The organism is Xylanibacter sp. (assembly GCF_057607445.1).
On the sequence record NZ_DBLZAX010000005.1, the window covers coordinates 48,053 to 66,763 of the forward strand.

Consider the following 18,711-nt stretch of genomic DNA (forward strand, 5'->3'; position numbering starts at 1 on the left):
GCAAAAAACTGAAAGTAAAATATGCCTTCGTTGTTAACTGATGGTCTGAACGGCGGTTTACATTATACGGACTGTAAGCAAAATGGCGTGATTAGGTTTCAAATCATTAACCTATCGTTTACGGGTCGTAAGTGGGCCGTTTTTGATGCAAAAGTGGCCGCTTTTTTTGTCGTAAATGAATGGCTTTTTGTGGCAAGTACGGTGTCCTTTGGGCAACTTAGGCGGGCATGACTGAAACTCATTATTTATTCTTGCGCCTGTGTCGCCTCATTTTGCCAGGAATGTGGAGCTGGGTGTGGGGTGGTGAGAGGGCTGTTAGGATAAGCCGTAATAATCCTGCGCATGTAAAAAAACAAACCGGGCAAAACATGTTGTGGATAATGTTTTGCCCGGTTTTATTATGTTTCAGATTTTCTTATTGGCCATATAGGCTTCAGATGCCCGTCAGGTGTTGTTGCCGTCAGGGCCGTCTGTATGGATATGCATTCAGAAGTTGAATGTGTGTTTGCCCGATCCAACCTGCTTTTCGGTGCCGTCGGGCAGCACTATGGTGGCGTCTGAGCCTACGGGTATGTCAACTGTGAGCGAACTGCGTGTGCAGCTGACGCTGATTTTGCCGTAGAGCGACTCTGTGCTTGCATTGACATATTTGAGGTCGCCCACGAGCGTTGGTTTTATCAGCAAGTGGCGCAGTCCGTAGGTGCCTGGGCGATTTTGTATGCCTGCGAGAGTCTTGAAGAGCCATTCGTCTATCTGTCCCATCATGAAGTGGTTGAGCGACGAGCCTTGGTTGGGGTCCCACTGCTCGGTCAGCGTCGTGGCGCCATGGCGCAGCTGGAAGCCATAGCCCGGCGTCTCATAATGGTTCAGCATGGAGTAGAGCAGGTCGTTGAGTCCGTTCTGTGCAAGCGTCTGAAACAGGTAGCGGTTGCCCACGTCGCCCGTTGTCAGGCGTGTGCCGTGTGCCTTGATGTCTGCCACGAGACTGTTGAGCACTCCCTGCTTGTTGTTGCCCGTAAGTCCGAGATACAGCGGCAGGGCGTTGGATGTCTGGCTGCCCGTGCCGTAGGTGCATGAGTCGGCTTTGAAGAAGCGGCTGTTGAAGGCATCCGTGGCGTATGCCAGCAGCTTGGAGTATTTGTCTGCGTCGGCCGTGTTGCCAGTCATGCGTGCAGCGCGCGTCATCAGTTGTAGGTCGAAGATGTAGTGGGCCGTTGCCACAAGTGGTACGGGAGTGTTCTTTGAGAAGCCTGCACGCCATGGACCATAGTCGTACCAGTCGCCAAGTCCGTGGCTCACAATGCCGCTGTCGGCGCGCGACGTCAGATAGTCGACATATCGGCTCATGGCTCCGTAGTTGGCGGTGATGAGCGTGCTGTCGCCATACTGCTCATAATACATGAACGGCATGATGATGAGCGTGCTGCCCCATTCGGGCGAGTCGTCAAACAGATTGCCGAACGACACATACTGTGGCGCCGTGGTGGGCACCATGCCGTCTGACTTCTGTGTGTCGGTTATGTCGCGTATCACCTTTGGTGCAAAGCGCGTCATGTCGTAGTTGTAGAGAAGGCTGGGGCCGCACAGATGGTCTTGCTCTAGCCATCCCAGCTTTTCGCGGTGAGGGCAGTCGGTCAGCACGGACTGCATGTTGCTGCGCTCAGCCCTTTCTATGAGGCGGTGAGTCTTGGTGAACAGTTCGTTTGAACATTCAAACGACGACACCTCTCTGGCAGAGTTGTAAACGAAACAGCTGCTGAGTTTCTTCAGTACGGGCAGTCCCTGCGGGTTTGGCTCTCCCTCGCGCACCGCCCCCTCCACCTGTATGTAGCGGAAGCCGTAGTAGGAAAAGCGCGGATGCCATGTCTCCGTGCCGTCGCTGCCCAGAGTATATTCGTAATAATGCTGGCGTCCGGTCTGCCTCTGGTCGCAGGCTCCCTGCTGAGTGAGCTTCTCGGCCACGAGCATTGTAACCTTTTGTCCGCGCTTGCCTTCGATTGTTATCTCGGGAAATCCTGCAAGATTCTGTCCCATGTCGGCAACAATCACAGACGGGTCTATTTCTCGCTTTGTGGCCTTTGACGCTGCTGCCAGCGAATCTGTATGTATCTTCATCCACGACTTCACACCGTAGCGCTCCATTATCTTCACGGGCTGTGCAGTCTGTGGCGTCAGCGTGCCCGCTGGTCCCTCCACCTGCACGGCGTCATGCCATCTGCTGTCGTCGAATCCGGGCATGTCGCAGCCGGGCTGGCAGAACCTTGCGTCGTAAGATTCGCCTCCGTAGATGCTGTTGAACGTTATCGGGCTCAGCGTGTACTTCCAGTCTTCGCCGCTCTTTATCACCTGGCGGCTGCCGTCGCTGAAGTTTATTTCCATGCGCATAATCATCTGCGGCGGGCCGAAGCTGGTCTGCAGCTTGCTGTAGCGGCCCATGCGCTGCACGTTGAAGAATCCGTTGCCCAGCAGCACGCTTATGGCGTTGCGCCCCTCTGCGAGCAGCTGTGTCACGTCGTAGGTGTTGTAGTAGACGGTCTTGCTGTATTCGCTCCAAAGCGGGGCAAACTCGCTGTCGCCGACCTTACGTCCGTTTATCTTCATCTCGTAGTGTCCCAGTCCGCTTATGTACACCACGGCATCTGTAATCTTCCTCTTGCCGGTGCTGAACTCTTTTCTCAGTATTATGCTTTTAGCCGACAGCGTGTCGGTGTCTTGCCATTTTGCCTTGAAGCTGTCTTTCTTGAACACTGAGTTTGCCCATCGTCCTTCGGGCAGCTTTGCGTCCGCTTTGGTTATGGCTCCAATCCATTTAGCCCCGAGCTCTTCGGGCACCACTCTCACATATTGCTTCTGGCTCCATGCCGACCTTTTGCCGGCGGCGTCCCACACGCACACCTGCCAGTAGTAGCCGTGGCGGTTGCCTTTCAGCGGCGGCAGCGATATCAGCTGGCTTTCGGCCGACGCCGTCTTGCCCGAGTCGTAGACACTTTTGCCGGTTATGTTCTCAAAAATCCTTATGCGGTAGGCAGTCTGCCTGTCGCCGTTGGTGTCGGCCTTCATCTGCCAGCCCACGCGTATGTCGCCGGCTGTTACGGCCAGTCCGTCCTGATAGTTGCACGTAAGTTTTGTAACGGTGAGCTTCGCGCTCATGCTGCACGATACGAGCAGAAGGATAGATAACAGAAAATTTCTCATCTCTTTCAGTGTTTGTGCCCTTGCCTTTGCGGCAGGGCTGCGTTGAATTTGTCTTATTTATATGATGACGCCTTCAGTTGTCGGTTGTAACTTCTTTTGCTGCAGCTTTGTCGACTTTTGAACGTAAATTTGCCATCTGCACCTTTGGCAACCCTTTTTTAGATATATTTATAAAGGTGTAGGCAAAGGCGCGGCATTCCTTAAAAAACTGAAACGCCGTTACAAAAATAGCCTGATAAGTGAGAATATGAAAATGTTTTTACGTATTTTTGTAAGAAAGATAAAGGCCGTGCCGCCTGCCGGCTGAAGCAGCATACGGCGGCAGGATATGAGCTTTGTCTTGTTTTGACATAACCCTTAAAACATTGAGCTATGAAATATAAGATGCTTGTTCTGGACGTTGACGGAACATTGTTGAACGACAACAAGGAGGTAAGCAAGCGCACGCTGGCAACGCTGCGCAAGGTTCAGCAGATGGGCGTGCGAATAATGCTGGCGTCAGGGCGTCCGACATACGGACTGCTCGGACTTGCCAAGATGCTCGAGCTTGACACCTACAACGGATATGTGATGGCGTATAACGGCGGACAGGTTATAAGGGCTGCTGACGGCGAAGTGATATTTGAGCGCCGCATTAATCCCGAACTGATACCTTATCTTGAGAAGAAGGCCGACAAAAACGGATTTGGCATCCTTACTTATAATGAGGACTGTATTGTTACGAACATGCCTGACAATCCGCACATCAAGGCCGAAGCCGAGCTCAACGGCATGAAGATTGTCTATGAGGAGCATTTCTCCATAGCCATCGACTTCATTCCGTGCAAGTGCATGCTTGTCAGCGACGATGAGGAGGCTCTCGTAGGACTGGAGAACCACTGGAAGCGCCGTCTCGACGGTGTGCTCGACGTGTTCCGCTCAGAGCCGTTCTTCCTTGAGGTGGTAGGCTGCCGCGTCAACAAGGCCAACACGCTGGCTGCCGTGATGGAGATGGAGGGCATAAAGACTGACGACATCGTAGTATTCGGCGACGGCGTGGCAGATGTTACCATGTTGCAGCTGGCAAGTCTCGGAATAGCCATGGGCAATGCGCCAGGATCTGTGAAGCGTTGTGCCGACTATATCACACTGTCTAACAATGAAGACGGCGTGGCTGTGGCTGTTGAGAAGGCGTTCTTGGCAGAGGTGCGTCCGAGCGAGATTCCGCTCGATGAGCTTAATGCCCAGTCGAAGTCTACGCTTATGGGCAACCTCGGCATACAGTACACCTATGCCTCTCACGACCGCGTTGAGGCCACTATGCCCGTTGACCACCGCAACCGTCAGCCGTTCGGCATCCTGCATGGCGGAGCCACGCTTGCGTTGGCAGAGACAGTGGCAGGGTTTGGCTCTATGATAATATGTAATCCCGACGAGTATGTTGTCGGCATGCAGGTAAGCGGCAACCATATATCTTCGGCCCATGAGGGCGATACGGTGCGTGCCGTGGGCACCATTGTGCATAAGGGCCGCTCGTCTCATGTGTGGAATGTCGATGTGTTCACATCCACCGGCAAGCTCGTTTCGTCGGTGCGCGTAGTGAACAGCGTCATGAAGCGTAAATAGGCAGACATTGCAATCATGAGTATAATGTTTTTATATAAGCATAAAGCTGCTTGTCGGTTTTAATTTAAAATTAAATTCATATTTATTCTTTTGTTTGTAATAGATTTATTATATTTGCTTTTGAAAACTTTAAATTAATACGATCATGAACAAGAACCTTGTATTTAATCTGCACATTCCTACAAAATTATTGTTCGGATGCGGCGAACTCAGAAGGCTGGCAACAGAAAATTTGCCTGGTAAGAAAGCGTTGATTGTTATTTCTGGCGGAACTTCAATGAAGAAGTATGGCTATTTAGATAAAGTGGTAGGCTATCTTAAGGAGAATAATGTTGAGAGCGTTGTCTTTGATAAGATTCTTCCCAACCCGATCAAGCAGCATGTAATGGAGGCAGCTGCGCTGTGCCGTGAAGAGAAGTGCGACTTCGTCATCGGTCTTGGCGGCGGAAGCTCTATCGACTCTGCAAAGAGCATCGCCATAATGGCATGCAACGAGGGCGATTACTGGGACTATATTGCCGGAGGTACAGGCAAGAACAAGCCCGTTGAGAAGGCTCTGCCTATTATTGCTATCCCAACAACGGCCGGTACTGGTACAGAAGTTGACCCTTGGACTGTTATTACCCATGAGACAGCTCACGAAAAGATTGGCTTTGGCTGCAAGCTGACATTCCCGACAATGTCTATTGTTGACCCGGAACTCATGCTCAGCATCCCGCCAAGACTTACGGCTTATCAGGGCTTTGACGCATTCTTCCATGCAGCTGAGGGCTACATAGCAAACTGTGCCACTCCGATAAGTGACCTTTATGCTCTCGAGGCTATCCGTCTTATCTATAAGTATCTGCCTGTGGCAGTGGCTGACGGACGCAACTTGAAGGCAAGGACAAAGGTTGCATGGGCAAGTACGCTGGCCGGTATGGTTGAGTCTACATCAAGCTGTACGTCAGAACATTCAATGGAGCATGCCATGAGTGCCCTTTATCCTGAACTGCCTCACGGCGCAGGACTGATTTGTCTGTCGCAGTCTTATTTTGAGACATTCCGCAATGACAGCATGAAGCGCTACATGAAGATGGCAGAGGCCATGACTATGGAGCCGAGTAAGCGTCCGTCTGACTTTATCGATGCTCTCGTCAAGATGCAGAAGGCCTGCAAGGTTGACGACTTGAAGTTGAGCGACTGGGGCATTAAGAAAGAGGATCTTCCTGAAATGGTTAAGAATGCAAAGGAAACCATGGGAGGCTTGTTCCAGCTTGACCCGCGCATGCTGACAGAAGACGAAATACTTGCTATTTATGAGAAGGCATATCGCTAAACCGATGCGGTGATATGATATGAAACAAGGCCTTGCGCAATACTGATGCGCAAGGCCTTGTTTGTTGTCTCAATATGGTTATGAATATATAATGTCGTAGCGTGTCAACGTGTATTGTCCGTTTCTTTTTGCAGTAAGGTTGCTTGTGCTCTGACATATTTGCGGCCTTCATGGTTTGTCTTGCCGCAGTTTACGCATCATTATACATTCTTCCTTTATTGTTTTTCTTGTGGCAGACAAGTGGTTTTTATTTTGTTTTCTCTGTCTCAACCTTTATCTTTCCGTCCTTTATCTCCGCATTGACTATTCTTCCGCCTGTCGCATGAAGTCTGAATTTCACGTTCCATTCGCGCGGCCATGCCTGGAAGAGCAGCAGTTGACCGTCGGGTGTTTCCTGAAGCAGCATTTCCTGCAAGCCTATCATGGCAGCACCACCGCGGTTGCAGTCGGGTGCCCAGTCATAGCCAGGGTCCCAGAAGGCTGGGAAGCGATAAGGCCCGTCGGCAAATTTCTCAAGGTTAAGGCGTGCCGCATCGTCGGTAAGGCCGAGGCATGCAGCCCAGATGTTGTCCTGTTTCCAGCCGATGTGTGTGCGCATCTTTAGTGCGTGCGGATCTTTAAGATAAGTGTTGCGTGCAGTGTTTAATCCGGGGCGTCCCATGCCGTATATTCTCCAAGGAAATACTGGATACAGTTGCGGCGTCTCAACGTTCTGTATTCTGGCCCATACAATGGCAGGGGCTATGCATGTGTCGCCCTCGATGGTGCGCAGCGGCATGTCGGGTATGCGGCTTATGAACGTAGAGTCAAGGGCATAAGCAGATGTGTCTTGTATGCCTTTGGCTGCCTTGTATGCTTCAAACTGCTCTGTCACTGTGCGCAATGCTGCCACCACGCTCGACGGGTTGTATGCCATTTTGTATGTCTCGCATCCGGATGAAGGGTAGAGTATAAGCTTTCCTTCACCGTCGAGCGCCTTTACTCCGCGCTGTTTTGCAAGATACTGATAATGTTCGTCAAAGAATTGCAGGCATTGCACAATCAGCGGTTCATACTTCGTGATGTCCATTCCGGTGTAAAAGTGCGCCTGTAGTATCATTGAGCAGAATTCCAATGATGTGTCCCACTGATATTCAAGCCATGCGTTTCGCTCCATACCGTAGTCGTCGCCGGGCTTGTGCTTGCCGTATTCGGCAGGATTAGGCAGTCCGAAGTTTTCTATCTGTTCGGTAAACGACGCCCCTCCGTGTCCCCAATAATGTTTTGTGCGTGCAACGGCCGTGGGCAGCAGTCGCAGATATGTGTCAAACTGCGATGCCATCATGTCCGTATCGCCACTCTTTAGCATCGGCCAGTAAACCAGTCGCTGGTTCTGAGCCGTCATGGTTCCGCCTCCCCATTTGCGGTAGTCTGGTGTGAAAGGCGTCTTCGGGTCTACGTATACGGGGTCGAAGGTGAACAGTCCGCCGTTGAATTTAGAGGGCCATTCTCCGTAGGCGTTGCATCCGAGCATATAGCGGAACAGTTCGTAGTTGCGCAGTATTCCTTGCCATTTGCTCGTCGGATTGTCCGTGTTGTCGTTTCTGTCGGCCGGTATGATATAGCTTCTTTGCCAGTAAGCATGCCACCATGCAGCACTTCTTCTTTTTGACTCTTTCGCCGTAGGCATTTTCGGGGCCTTGTCGCCGTCATACAAGTTTAGCGTTATCGTGGATTTCTTTATGCCTTCAGCCTTAAAGTTCCATGCACGGAAGTCTGTTGAAGCATAGGTGCCGTCGGTAGTGCCGCAGAAAGTGAAGCCCGGGGCAACGAGTTCACCGCCGAAGCGCAGGCCGCCGATGGGGTTGTACAGATTGTTTTTTATGCCGTCGAGATTTTCTTTGTTTACTGTAAAGTCGAACACAGTCTGTTCGCGGTTCTTGTGCCAGAACACAAGTGTGTTGCCCTTTGCACGTATAGAATCCTGATATGTGGTGCAGTCCTTTGGCAAATTCCATTTGTATGAGCACTGCTGGCATTCGGCTTTTGTAACCGGTCTGTCTTTATATCGCCAGCTTTCATAGCTTAGGGTGGCGTCTGTCTTTGTCTTTGAATTTATCTCTGCAAACACGGCAGATGTGGAGACATCTGCCCACAGGCGTATTTCTGTGTCTTTTCCTTTTATGTAAACAGCGCCGTCGTCAAGCTTCAGAGTCTGGCTGAAGCCTGCATCTGCACCGTTAAACGGGTTGGGCGTAAGGCGCAGTCTCAGTCGTCCGGCTTTCAGCAGCGTATTGTTCTCGTCGAACATTCCGCTACGTGCCACGTATATCATTACGTCGCCGTTCTCCACCCATACGTTCATGCCCACGTCGTGTCCGCCGCATGGCATTGATTCAGATGAATTTTTGCTCTGTGTCGTCCATGTGTAGTCTGCCGGAACATAGTCTTTTCCTCTTGACGCTTTACCGGCTGCAGCTGCCGGCATGCTTGTTGTCACTGCTGTTAAGACAACTGCAAGCACCAACATCGCATAGTAAGTGAAATGTGACAGACGGCCGTGCCGGTTTGCTTTTAAGGCAAAATGTTTTTTCTTGACTTGTTTTTTCGATAGCGTTCTGTAGTACGTTTTTTTCATATTGTTTTTATCAAAAATAGGAAATTATCGTTTGTTATCTTTTTTCGGTAGGCTATTGCGGTTGAAATGCCATTTTGAACGTTCTGTTTCAGACACATATCCAGTCGGATATAGTTCCCGTCTCCGACGAGAAGCTGGCACCAATCTTGAACACACGGCGCGCATCGGACGAATATTCGCGGGCATAGCCCTTGTCTTCTATCTGACTGAGAGCCTCGTCTGCTGTGCCGTCGAGTTTGAACTCAAAGATATAGACATACTGCGGAGTCTCAACCACGCAGTCAACACGCCCCTGGCTCTGCACCTTCTCTGTGTAAACGGTGTAGACGCTGATAAGACGCATGACGAGATAGAACGTGTACTGGAAGTAGCGTTCGCGCTCCGCCTCATTGTCCTTGCGGCGCATGGTGTAGGGGATGCTCGACAGGAAGGAAGTGAACAGCGTGCGCAGACTGTCGGCCTCGCCGGCCTCCATGGCGTCAATCACATCGAATATCCAGCCGTTGAGACGCTCGCGCGGCTGAAGATACGAAGAGGCTATCATCGTGAGAAATCCCTTCTTTACCTCGTCGTTGGGGAAGTCGAGAAGGAAAGTGTTGTGGCGCATGTTGTAGTCCTTTATCGTGAGGTAGCCGCTCTGATATATCATGGGCAGCGGGCGCTCCACGTCGGCTTTATAGTCGATAAACTCCTCCATGGCGTAATATTTGCCTGTAAGCTCGTTCATGTTCTCGTTGAAGTGTGCAAGCAGGCGGATTAGATAGGTAGGAGTGCCCGAGCGAAACCAGTAGTCGTCAACGCTAAGACTGTCAAGAGCGTTGAGCAGACTGAAAGGATTGTAGACGCCCGTCATACGCTTGCTGAAGTGATAGCCGTCATACTGGCGTCTGAGCCGCTGGCGCATCTCATGCGGAGTGCATTGGTATTCAACGGCAAGGTCGGATATAGGACTGCTGAAATAATGCTCAAGTTCATCCTGCGTTATGCCGCAGAGCGTCTCGTAGCGTGCATCCATGCTGATGTCCTTGGGCTGGTTGAAGCCGCTGAACACGCTGACCTGCGAGAACTTGGTTACGCCCGTTAGCAGGACAAACTGCAGATGGGCATCGGCTCCCTTGAACACGGAGTAGAAGGCCTTGAGAACGTTGCGGTGGCGGTCTTCAAGCTCGCGGCTCATGTCGAGCACGTCGAGTATCGGCTTGTCATACTCGTCTATCAATACCACAGCACGGCGGCCTGTCTTGGCATGCGCAGCCTCCAGAATCTTTATGAACCTTCCGCCAAGGTCGAGCGTGTCGCCGTCAGACACCACGCCGTATTCTTTCTCCCAGTCGGAAACATAACCGTTTATACGTTTCTCCAGAACTCCGGCCTGCGTGAAGTCGGAGCCGTTGAAGTCAACATGGAACACAGGATAAACGTTCCACTCTTTCTCCATGCCGTCGATGGCAAGACCCTTGAAAAGGTCCTTGCGGCCAAGGTAGTAGTTCTTCAGCGTAGACACAAGCAGGCTCTTTCCGAAGCGGCGCGGACGGCTCAGAAAGTAGATTTTTCCTTCATGCGTGAGGTCATAAATCATGTCCGTCTTGTCTACATAAACGTATCCGTCTTCTATTATTTGATCGAAGCTCTGTATTCCTATTGGGTATTTCATCTTTGCGTTTCTCCTTTATATGATAGTTCTCTGAATGAACGGCTTGTGGCTCGTCTGATATGCCAATATAGTGAAAGGCGAGAGCAACGCAAAAACAAAAATGCGTTTCTGGTATTAGCATTGCCGAGCCGCATCCTATATATTTTAATGCAAATATACGCAATTTTGTTTGAATACAGACATTATAGGGCATGCGAAAAACAAAAAATAATGGCTGTGTGTGAACTGAGTTATAAGCGTCAGTGAAAGAATAGCAATGAGGACAGGCGTCAAGATGAAAAAATTGGCTAAGATGGCAGAAAAATGACGTTGAATTTTACATGTTATGAGGCTTGATAATGTAATAAAAAATTATCATTTGAGATACGTTTGACGCTTCCAGAATAGCGATGCTCTGCGCATCAGTGTGATTTTATGCGAAAAAGGCTCAAAATCGTGTGTTTTTGTTAAGTTGTTGACTTACAGCTTCTTATGTGATTTTAGACTTAAAACTTTGACCGTTAAAAAATATTACTCTGCCGTTTACGGTGCAAAAGTGGGCTTTTTACGCTGCATTACATGCCTGTTTTTCACTCGTTAGTCATGCTTTTGCATCAAAAAATCCATGCTTTTGGCCTATTATTTTGTCTGATATCCAAATAAATGTTAATGATGTGCCTTCTGTAATGTTGCTGCATTAACATAAATTTAATATCCGCTTTCTAGATTGAAAAATATTTTTGTCATGACTTTTTACCTAAATATGATATCGTAATTTCGGGGCATATCAATATTGTCTGCATGAAAAAATCATACTCAGAAAACATGGTTGACAGAAAAGCAAAATCGTTACATTTATGAGTTGCCTTACATCCGGCAGTCATAAGTGTAACGATTTTGCTTATAATGAATGATGTCTGTAACGTTGTTACGGCAGGATTATTCGTCCCAGTTGTCTGTGCGGAACGAGCTTACGGGCAGGCCGTCGCAGAACAGGTCGCCGTCGGCCCAGTCTTTGAAGGCATATCTTACGGCCACAGGCTTCTTCACCGAGTCGCTCTTTACGTACATCTTGCTGCGCTCTATCCATGCCTTGGCGGGGTGGAACACGCGGTCTTCGCCTGCCACTTCAAATAGGTCGCTCTTCAGTCCGTTGCGTCCGTATATCCACATGTTGGCGCGGTTGAACGTAACCACGGCCGTGTCGTTCTTGAACGTTACGTCCTTATAGTATGCACTTTCGGCTGTCAGACCCTCAACACCGTAGGTCTTGCTCAGTGCGAGCAGTGCAAGGCGCATGCCGGCAAGGTTCTTCTTGCGTGGATGTATGCCGTATTCAAGTCCTGCATCCATAAGCACAGCCATGCCGCAGTTGGTGTTCATCAGTTCGGCCTTTGCCTGCTGTTCGCGCAGCAGGGCGCTGTTTATCGTATAGTTGATCAGCTTATAGTCGTAAGGAGCAATCTGGCAGTAGTAGAACGGGAAGTCGCCCTGTCCCCATTGTGAGCGCCAGCCTTTAATCATTGTCGTCATCATGTCGGCATAAGTCTGATAGCGCGTAACGTTGTCTTCGCCCTGATACCATATCACTCCGCGCATTGTGTAGCCGATGAGCGGATGAAGCATGCCGTTGTAGAGCACTGTCGGTGTGCGGTTTTTCGACTTTATGTCTTCAGGCGATGCCGGAATCTTGGCGTCTGGAAAAGCCTTCAGCCAGTCGGCTGTCATCCATGCCTCGCAAGCCGAGCCGCCCCATGCAGCAACGATAAGTCCTACGGGTACGTTGAGAGCCTGGCGCAGTTCGCGTCCGAAGTAGTAGGCCGTTGCGCTGAACTCACGTACTGATGCCGGACAAGCCTCTTTCCATGAACCGCTTACGGTGTCTACAGGACTGAATTTGCTGTTGCGCTTCACTGTAAACAGGCGCAGGTTGCTGTCGCTGCTGTGCAGTATGTCCTCAACGGCGTTTTCAACGGGCTGGTTCTTAAAGCCTTTCATCGGCATCTCCATGTTGCTCTGTCCCGAGCATATCCATACTTCTCCTATAAGAATGTTGTTTAGAACGGTCTTCTCGCCGTCGCTCAGTGTGATAGAGTAGGGGCCGCCTGCCTCGGGCGTGCTTACCGATGCCTTCCATTTTCCGTTGCTGTCGGCTTTCACTGAATATGTCTTCTTGTTCCACGATGTAGTGATTTTCACAGTGGCTGATGCCTTTGCCTTTCCCCACAGGTTGGCGTTAGTCTCGCGCTGCATCACCATTCCGTCTGCGAACATCTTTGGTAGCGTAACCTTCGCGCTGATGCCAGTAGCGGCAAACACGGCGCCAAGGATTAATGCAAGTCTTTTCATGTAGTATATATGTTTAATTTTTACTTTTTAATTCTCAATTTTTAATCACCACCGGTCCCAGCAGTCCTGCCGGCAGCAGTTCCTTGCTTGCGCGGCGGTATTTGCCGTTAGTCCAAATGCCTTCAAACGGCGGAGTGCCCTGGTCGTTGCCTTGCAGGGCGTTTGCCCATGTGTTCACTACAACTATTTTCAGCTCGTTCTTGCCCTTCTTCACAGCCTGTGTTATGTCAACGTTGTACGGCGGCATCCATGCCGTGCCGCACATCTTGCCGTTTACATACACTGTGGCAATGTCGGCTACTTCGCCAAGGTCGATGAATACGCGGCCCTCAGGCTTGCCCTTATACTTGAACGTTGTTTCGTATGTGGCGTGTCCCGAGTAGAATTTTACGCTTTGGTCGTCGGCCTTGCTCCAGTCGAAGAGCTTTTTCGTTGTTGCCTGTTTGCCGGTTTTCTCAAACTTCACAGTCCATTTGTTGCCGTCAAGGCTGATAGCCGTGTCATATTTGCTCATGTCGGGCATGTCTTCGGCATCAATATTTTGGTCGGTCAGCACAACAAAGAGCGATGCTCCGGCAGTCAGCGTAAGCTGGTTTTGTGCATTATACACTTTGCCTGTCATCGGGTCAGCAATATATTTGTTGGCCCTTACGGCTCTGAACTCAGGTACAAAACTGATTGTATTGTCGGTCTGGTTGCTCATGAAGTAGATGTCGGCATCGTCGGCATGGCGATGAACATAGTCGATACCTTCAGGCAGCGTGATGTCGCGCTTTATGCCTATTGACGAAAGGTCGCTCTGTGTCCATGGCTTGCGTATCACGCGTGCGCCTTTAGCCTCGAGCGAGTCTATCACGTTCCAGCATGTAACGATGCGGTCGGGGTTCATCGGGCGTGCCTGCGGAATAACGAGTGCGCCGTATTTTGTGCCGCCTTCTGTTACAATCATGCCGTTCTCAACGCGGGCTTTTGTCAGCACGTCGTGGTTGAACGAGTCATAACGGTAGCCTCTCAGCGGATTAGTCCATGCGTCAGCCTTGGTCATGTTGGCTGTATGTGTAACTCCTACGGGACTAACTTCTAGCGGCTGACCAATGTTTGCCAGTCTGGCTTTTTCGCGCAGAATGTCCTTTTCGCTGAATAGTCCGGGCAGCGAACTTACAAGGCGTTCGGGCAGCAATGCTCTTCTTGGTGTCTCGTTGCCTGTGTATACTGCGAGATCGGCCACATTGCTGCCATATTGCAGCAACGCCTGACAGCGCTTTATGTAGTCGGTGAAGGCAGGCATCTCGCGCCACCATGTGTTGTCGCGCTGAAAGAATGTGCCTATGCCGTCGAGCGTCATGCCCGGTGCGCGGTCGGTCCATGGATTATGAGTGTTCACATGGAACACAATGCTGTTTATTCCGAGACAGTAGTTGCGGTCGAGCAGCGGTTTCAGCAGGGCGAAATCCTCGTCCCATGTGCCCCTTACTTCTGTGAAACCTTCGGCCTGTATGATGTTCTTTCCGTATATATGCGCTCCGCTTACGGCGTCAAGCATGTCGTTGGGCTTGTCGTGAGTAGGACTGTTGAGCCAGAACTCGCCCATTGGATAGTCGGTGTGCTGATAGTGCAGCAGGCCGTCGCTCACCATTGTAGGCGAAACACATTCGGCTGAAAGGGTGCATCCGTATTTCTTTCCGAGCTTCTCCACTTCGTCAAAGAACACGTCGTTGATAAGTTCGGCGATGGTAAGGCGTATGTCGCGCAGTACAGCGTCTGACTTCTCAGAAGACTCCATAGGCACTCCGGCATAGAGCGGAAGCCATGGCATTAGGTCGTAGCCGCGGCGGCGCTTAAATTCATCAGCGAAGTTGCTGCTCCAGTTTTGGCTGCCGCACTCCCAACTGTCAACGTGCAGACGTGTCAACACACGTTTTACTACATCTTTGGGAGCATGGTTGTATATGGCGCCAAACCAGTTGTCAAACTGCTTGTTTATGGCTTCGCGCGAGAACTTGTCGCACTCCAGTCCGCGTCCTCCGCCGCCGGTGGCGTTGGTGTGTCCTGTCGATGTATGGCCTATTCTGAGTATGTGCCACTTGCCTTTCGGAAGGTTTACGGTTACATCTTTGCCTGTTTGATTAGATGAGATAAACTTGTCAGAAAGGTTTATCATTTCGCTTAAAGACACGCACTCGTTGTCGGCAACGGGGAACTTCTTTGACACGCGCCACACCTTGCCCGACTTGCCTTCATATCCGTCAACTACGGGTTCTGAGCCAAGAACGATGCCTGCAATCTTAAGGTTGGGCTTCCATTTTGCCGCATCCATGTCTTCCGAACCAGGGTCGCTGCCTTCGGGAGTCCAGTGAAACTTAAAGAAACGTGCCGTTGTGGCAGGTATTGCATAAGTGGCATAGGCGTCGGTGTTCTGCCATCCTTGTCTTGCCGGACTTATTTCTCTTACGAATTTATAGTCTTTTCCGTTGTCAGAGGCATACACCTTGAAGCGGTGAGCCTGATAGTTGTTGCCTCCGGTAACTATTTCAACGCTGCGCAGGGTGTAGGGCTTGTCGTAAGACATGATGATGTCACACGGCTCTGACGAGCGGAACGGGAATGTTACTGAAGCCTTTGGCTTGCGGTCGTCGGCGTATTCGGCCGGATATGCGTAAACGGCAATGTCTTCATAATAGTCTTTGTATGCCTTAGGCTGCGACAAAGTGAGGCTCTGCTTGCCGCCCGACACAATGGTGTCTGACCATACAATGCGCTGCATCGACTCTGCCGGAGTAATCCAAGGGCCGCCGCCGAGGGCGAAACCGTCAGAGAAGTGTATGCCCATCTGCAGTTTCAGACTGTCTGCCATGCGGAATACAGTGTCCATGCGCTTCCACCATTCGGGCGAGAGCTGGCGTGCTGTGCCGTTATATCCCTTGCCGTCCGTCGTGTCCTTTATCGGCATAAGGTAGAAGCCGGCTATGCCTGCGTCGTGCATAGCCTCAAGGTCTAACTTGATGCCTTCGTCGGTAACGCATCCGTACATCCAGTACCAGAAGGTCCAGGGATAAGTCTCTGGGGCAGGGGCCATGAAACGTTTATACCATTCAGGAGCGGACTCCTGAATGGCTTTATGTGAGAATGCGTTTGCGCAAGTGGCGAACGCAAGTATTATCGAAAAGAGTTTTTTCATCATTATTCAAAGTGTAAGGTTACTTCTCCGGTGTAGCTTCCGCGTGCCCATACAGGCTGTGCCGAAGGACCGTTGAGGTCTGTGGTGTTCACCTTGTTTCTTACTGCCGGTATCACCTGCATCATGCTTATGCCTGTTTCAGGCAGTGTGTAGAGCAGTTGGTCGCGTCCGTCGCGCGGCTGATAAACTCCTACATATTCCTTGTCGGTGCCAGGCTGCAGGGTTATTGTGCCGTTCTTGGTCTTCAGCTTCATCCACTGCACGCCGGCAAAGTAACCCTTGAACTCAGGATAAGTGAAGCTTTCGCCCGGAACGGGGTCGTTGTATTCGTTGCTCCATACTCCAAGCTGCGGACCATGCAGTCTGTTCTTCCATACACGGTAAGGACCGTGGCCGAGCCATTGCTTGCTCAGTACGTCAGACTCAGGCAAATTGAACATTACGCCCATGAGGTCGACAACGCCGTTGAAGTTGTATGTATAGACAAGACGTGCTCCTCCGTCGGGTGCGATGCGCCATTCTGCCTTCTGAAGTGAGCCGAGCTTGTAGTCGGCTGTTACTATAAGAGTGTCGTTCTGTCCGTCTTTGCAGCTCAGTCCGGCAAATGTTCCCTGGTCTTCATAGGCAGTGTAGGTGGTCTTCTTCTTCTCTGCTTCAGGGTCGTCGTGGTTATAGAACTGGTCGAATGAGCGGTCGGCGCGGCGATAAGCAAAGAATTTCGGGCCGCCGTTGAACTTATATTCGCCCTTGCCGGTGGTTACGCTGCTCAGTGTTCCGTCTGTCTCTGAGAATGTGTAGGTAACGTTTCCTGCCTTCACAGTGTTGCCGTTCATAACAGGTTTGCCGGCCTTTGCAGCCTTAACCTGCAGTTTGTCTGCGTCTTTCAGCTTGAACACCCATGTGTAAAGCTCTTCACCATACTGGTCTGTCGCCTTTATGCTGAGTGCGTCAGCATTGTCGGGGGCAGCAGGAATCTTTATTTCTCCCTTGCTGTCGGCAGCTATGTCGGCACCGTTTACAGTGCCCTGCTTTACTGTCTTGGTTTCTGCTCCGTCGTATTTTACGTAAGAATAGTCAAACTTGCAGCCCTTGAGCGACAGGAAGTTATATCTGTTTTCAACGTTGAGTGTGCCGTTGAAGTTGTCCGGCATTGATATCTGCACAGGGCTCCATATCTGTTTTACGGTGTAGTAGCTGCCTTCCTTCTCGCGGTGAGGACCAACGATGCCGTCTGCTCCGTAGTTGCCCACGTTGTCAATCATGCCGTTCATGTCGGTTCTTACAACGCCTTCATCGACCAATGCCCAGATAAATCCTCCGGCACATCTCGGCCATGAGCGCATCAGCTCCCAATAGTCATACAGTCCGGCACCTGCTCCGCCGTCATAAAGAGCATGCAGAAACTCTGTAGGCATGAATATTTCAGGCTTGCGCATATACTCCTCGCTCTCGCCGTAAGAGCGGTAGTGCATTGTCTCATAGCCGCTGAAGTTGCCCTGCGGATGCAGCACCGGGCGCTTCTGAATGTCCCATTTGTGGAACTCGCCGTCAAGTTCGGTGTTCCATCCCTTCTCGTTACCGTTGCTCCACCATATTATAGAAGGATGATTAACGTCGCGTGTAACCATCTCACGGATAAGTTTTTGTCCGTTGATAGTTTCGTGATGACCATGCCATCCGCTTAGTTCGTCCATCACATAGAGGCCGAGGCTGTCGCAGGCATCATAAAACTCCGGGTCGGCAGGATAGTGAGAAAGGCGCACGGCGTTCATGTTCATGGCCTTCATCAGTTTCACGTCGTCGATGTTTCTCTGCGGAGTTAGCGTGCGTCCTGTTTCCGGCCAGAAGCTGTGACGGTTCACGCCGCGTATGTTCACCTTCTTTCCGTTGATGTAAAGTCCGTCGCCTGCTCTCGTTTCTATTGTGCGGAAGCCGAATTTGTCCTGCTCAATGTGCAGCGTCTTTCCGTTCTTGTCGATGAGTGCGAAGCTCACTTTATAGCGGTTAGGCGTTTCTGCTGTCCACAGTTTAGGACTCTTCACGCTGAACGAAACGTTGGCTTCGTTGCCGCCTGTCCTCACGTCTGTGGTGTTTTCTGCCACCTTCTTGCCGCTCATGTCGCTGATAGTGGTCTTCACCTTTGCGCCTTCGAGCGTGTGGTTAAGCAGCACATAGGCGTTGAATGTGCCGTCGGCCTTGGCGTCAATGGCTGTGCGCTCGATGTTGATGGCAGGCTTGCAGACGATGAACACAGGGCGGAAGATGCCGCCGAAGTTCCAGTAGTCGGCACGGCGCTCGGCAAGATTCACACCGGCGTTGGTGCTCTCCTTGCTCACGGTAACTTCAAGCAGGTTCTTCTTTTTGCCGAAGAACACGCGGTCGCTCACGTCGTAGGTGATGCGATAGAATGCTCCCTGGTGCATAGAGCCGGCCTTACGCTTGTTTATCTTCACCTCTGTGTCAGTCATCGAGGCTTCGAACACGAGCTCGATGTGATGGTTTGCCCATTCTTCGGGCAAGGTGAACTCATACTTATACATGCCTTTCTCATCGGCAATGCCGTCGGGAAAAGCCTTTCCATAGAACTTCATGCCATACTGATAGTTGCCGAAGCCCTGAAGCTCCCAGCAAGAGGGGACACCAATCTTGGTCCACTTGCCCGAGTTGTTACCACCGGTGCAGAAGAAGTCCCACTGCACCATGTCGTCGCTTCCGCGTCCGCTCAGATACTGGCGTTGCGTGTAGACGCTGCTTTGGGCCATTGATGTCATGGCCGCAAAGAGCGAGAGTGCTGAAATTAAAATTTTTTTCATATC

The 18,711-nt window shown here is 50.9% G+C and carries 8 protein-coding genes; 2 read left to right on the forward strand and 6 right to left on the reverse strand.

The genetic code is table 11. From position 1 onward, the window contains the following. Positions 1 to 486: 486 nt before the first annotated feature. Positions 487 to 3,195: an alpha-L-rhamnosidase gene (locus ACZMIG_RS05615; protein ID WP_487889218.1), complete on the reverse strand. Its 2,709-nt coding sequence runs from the start codon at positions 3,193 to 3,195 to the stop codon at positions 487 to 489. A gap of 372 nt (positions 3,196 to 3,567) precedes the next feature. On the opposite strand from ACZMIG_RS05615, the gene ACZMIG_RS05620 reads away from it, so the two are divergent. Both ACZMIG_RS05620 and ACZMIG_RS05625 read left to right on the forward strand, forming a co-directional pair. Next, entirely contained in the window at positions 3,568 to 4,800 is a 1,233-nt protein-coding gene (locus tag ACZMIG_RS05620; protein ID WP_021855011.1) for a Cof-type HAD-IIB family hydrolase, read from the forward strand. A gap of 145 nt (positions 4,801 to 4,945) precedes the next feature. Continuing rightward, positions 4,946 to 6,118, forward strand: a complete 1,173-nt coding sequence (locus tag ACZMIG_RS05625; protein ID WP_053398867.1) for an iron-containing alcohol dehydrogenase — start codon at positions 4,946 to 4,948, stop codon at positions 6,116 to 6,118. Positions 6,119 to 6,365: 247 nt separating this feature from the next. Here the strand turns inward: ACZMIG_RS05625 and ACZMIG_RS05630 are convergent, their stop codons facing one another. From ACZMIG_RS05630 to ACZMIG_RS05650, 5 genes are all read right to left on the reverse strand, one after another. Then, positions 6,366 to 8,585 (reverse strand): DUF5703 domain-containing protein, encoded by a 2,220-nt coding sequence (locus ACZMIG_RS05630; RefSeq protein ID WP_487889271.1) that lies wholly within the window; start codon positions 8,583 to 8,585, stop codon positions 6,366 to 6,368. Positions 8,586 to 8,823: 238 nt separating this feature from the next. Next, positions 8,824 to 10,389 carry an ATP-binding protein gene (locus ACZMIG_RS05635; protein WP_487889219.1) on the reverse strand — a complete coding sequence of 522 codons (1,566 nt, stop codon included), beginning with the start codon at positions 10,387 to 10,389 and terminating at the stop codon, positions 8,824 to 8,826. Positions 10,390 to 11,307: 918 nt separating this feature from the next. Next, positions 11,308 to 12,717, reverse strand: a complete 1,410-nt coding sequence (locus ACZMIG_RS05640) for a sialate O-acetylesterase (RefSeq protein ID WP_487889220.1) — start codon at positions 12,715 to 12,717, stop codon at positions 11,308 to 11,310. Positions 12,718 to 12,751: 34 nt separating this feature from the next. Next, entirely contained in the window at positions 12,752 to 15,898 is a 3,147-nt protein-coding gene (locus tag ACZMIG_RS05645) for a glycosyl hydrolase (protein ID WP_487889221.1), read from the reverse strand. Further along, positions 15,898 to 18,708 carry a glycoside hydrolase family 2 TIM barrel-domain containing protein gene (locus tag ACZMIG_RS05650; RefSeq protein WP_487889222.1) on the reverse strand — a complete coding sequence of 937 codons (2,811 nt, stop codon included), beginning with the start codon at positions 18,706 to 18,708 and terminating at the stop codon, positions 15,898 to 15,900. The genes ACZMIG_RS05645 and ACZMIG_RS05650 overlap by 1 nt, the downstream gene beginning before the upstream one ends. Positions 18,709 to 18,711: the final 3 nt, after the last annotated feature.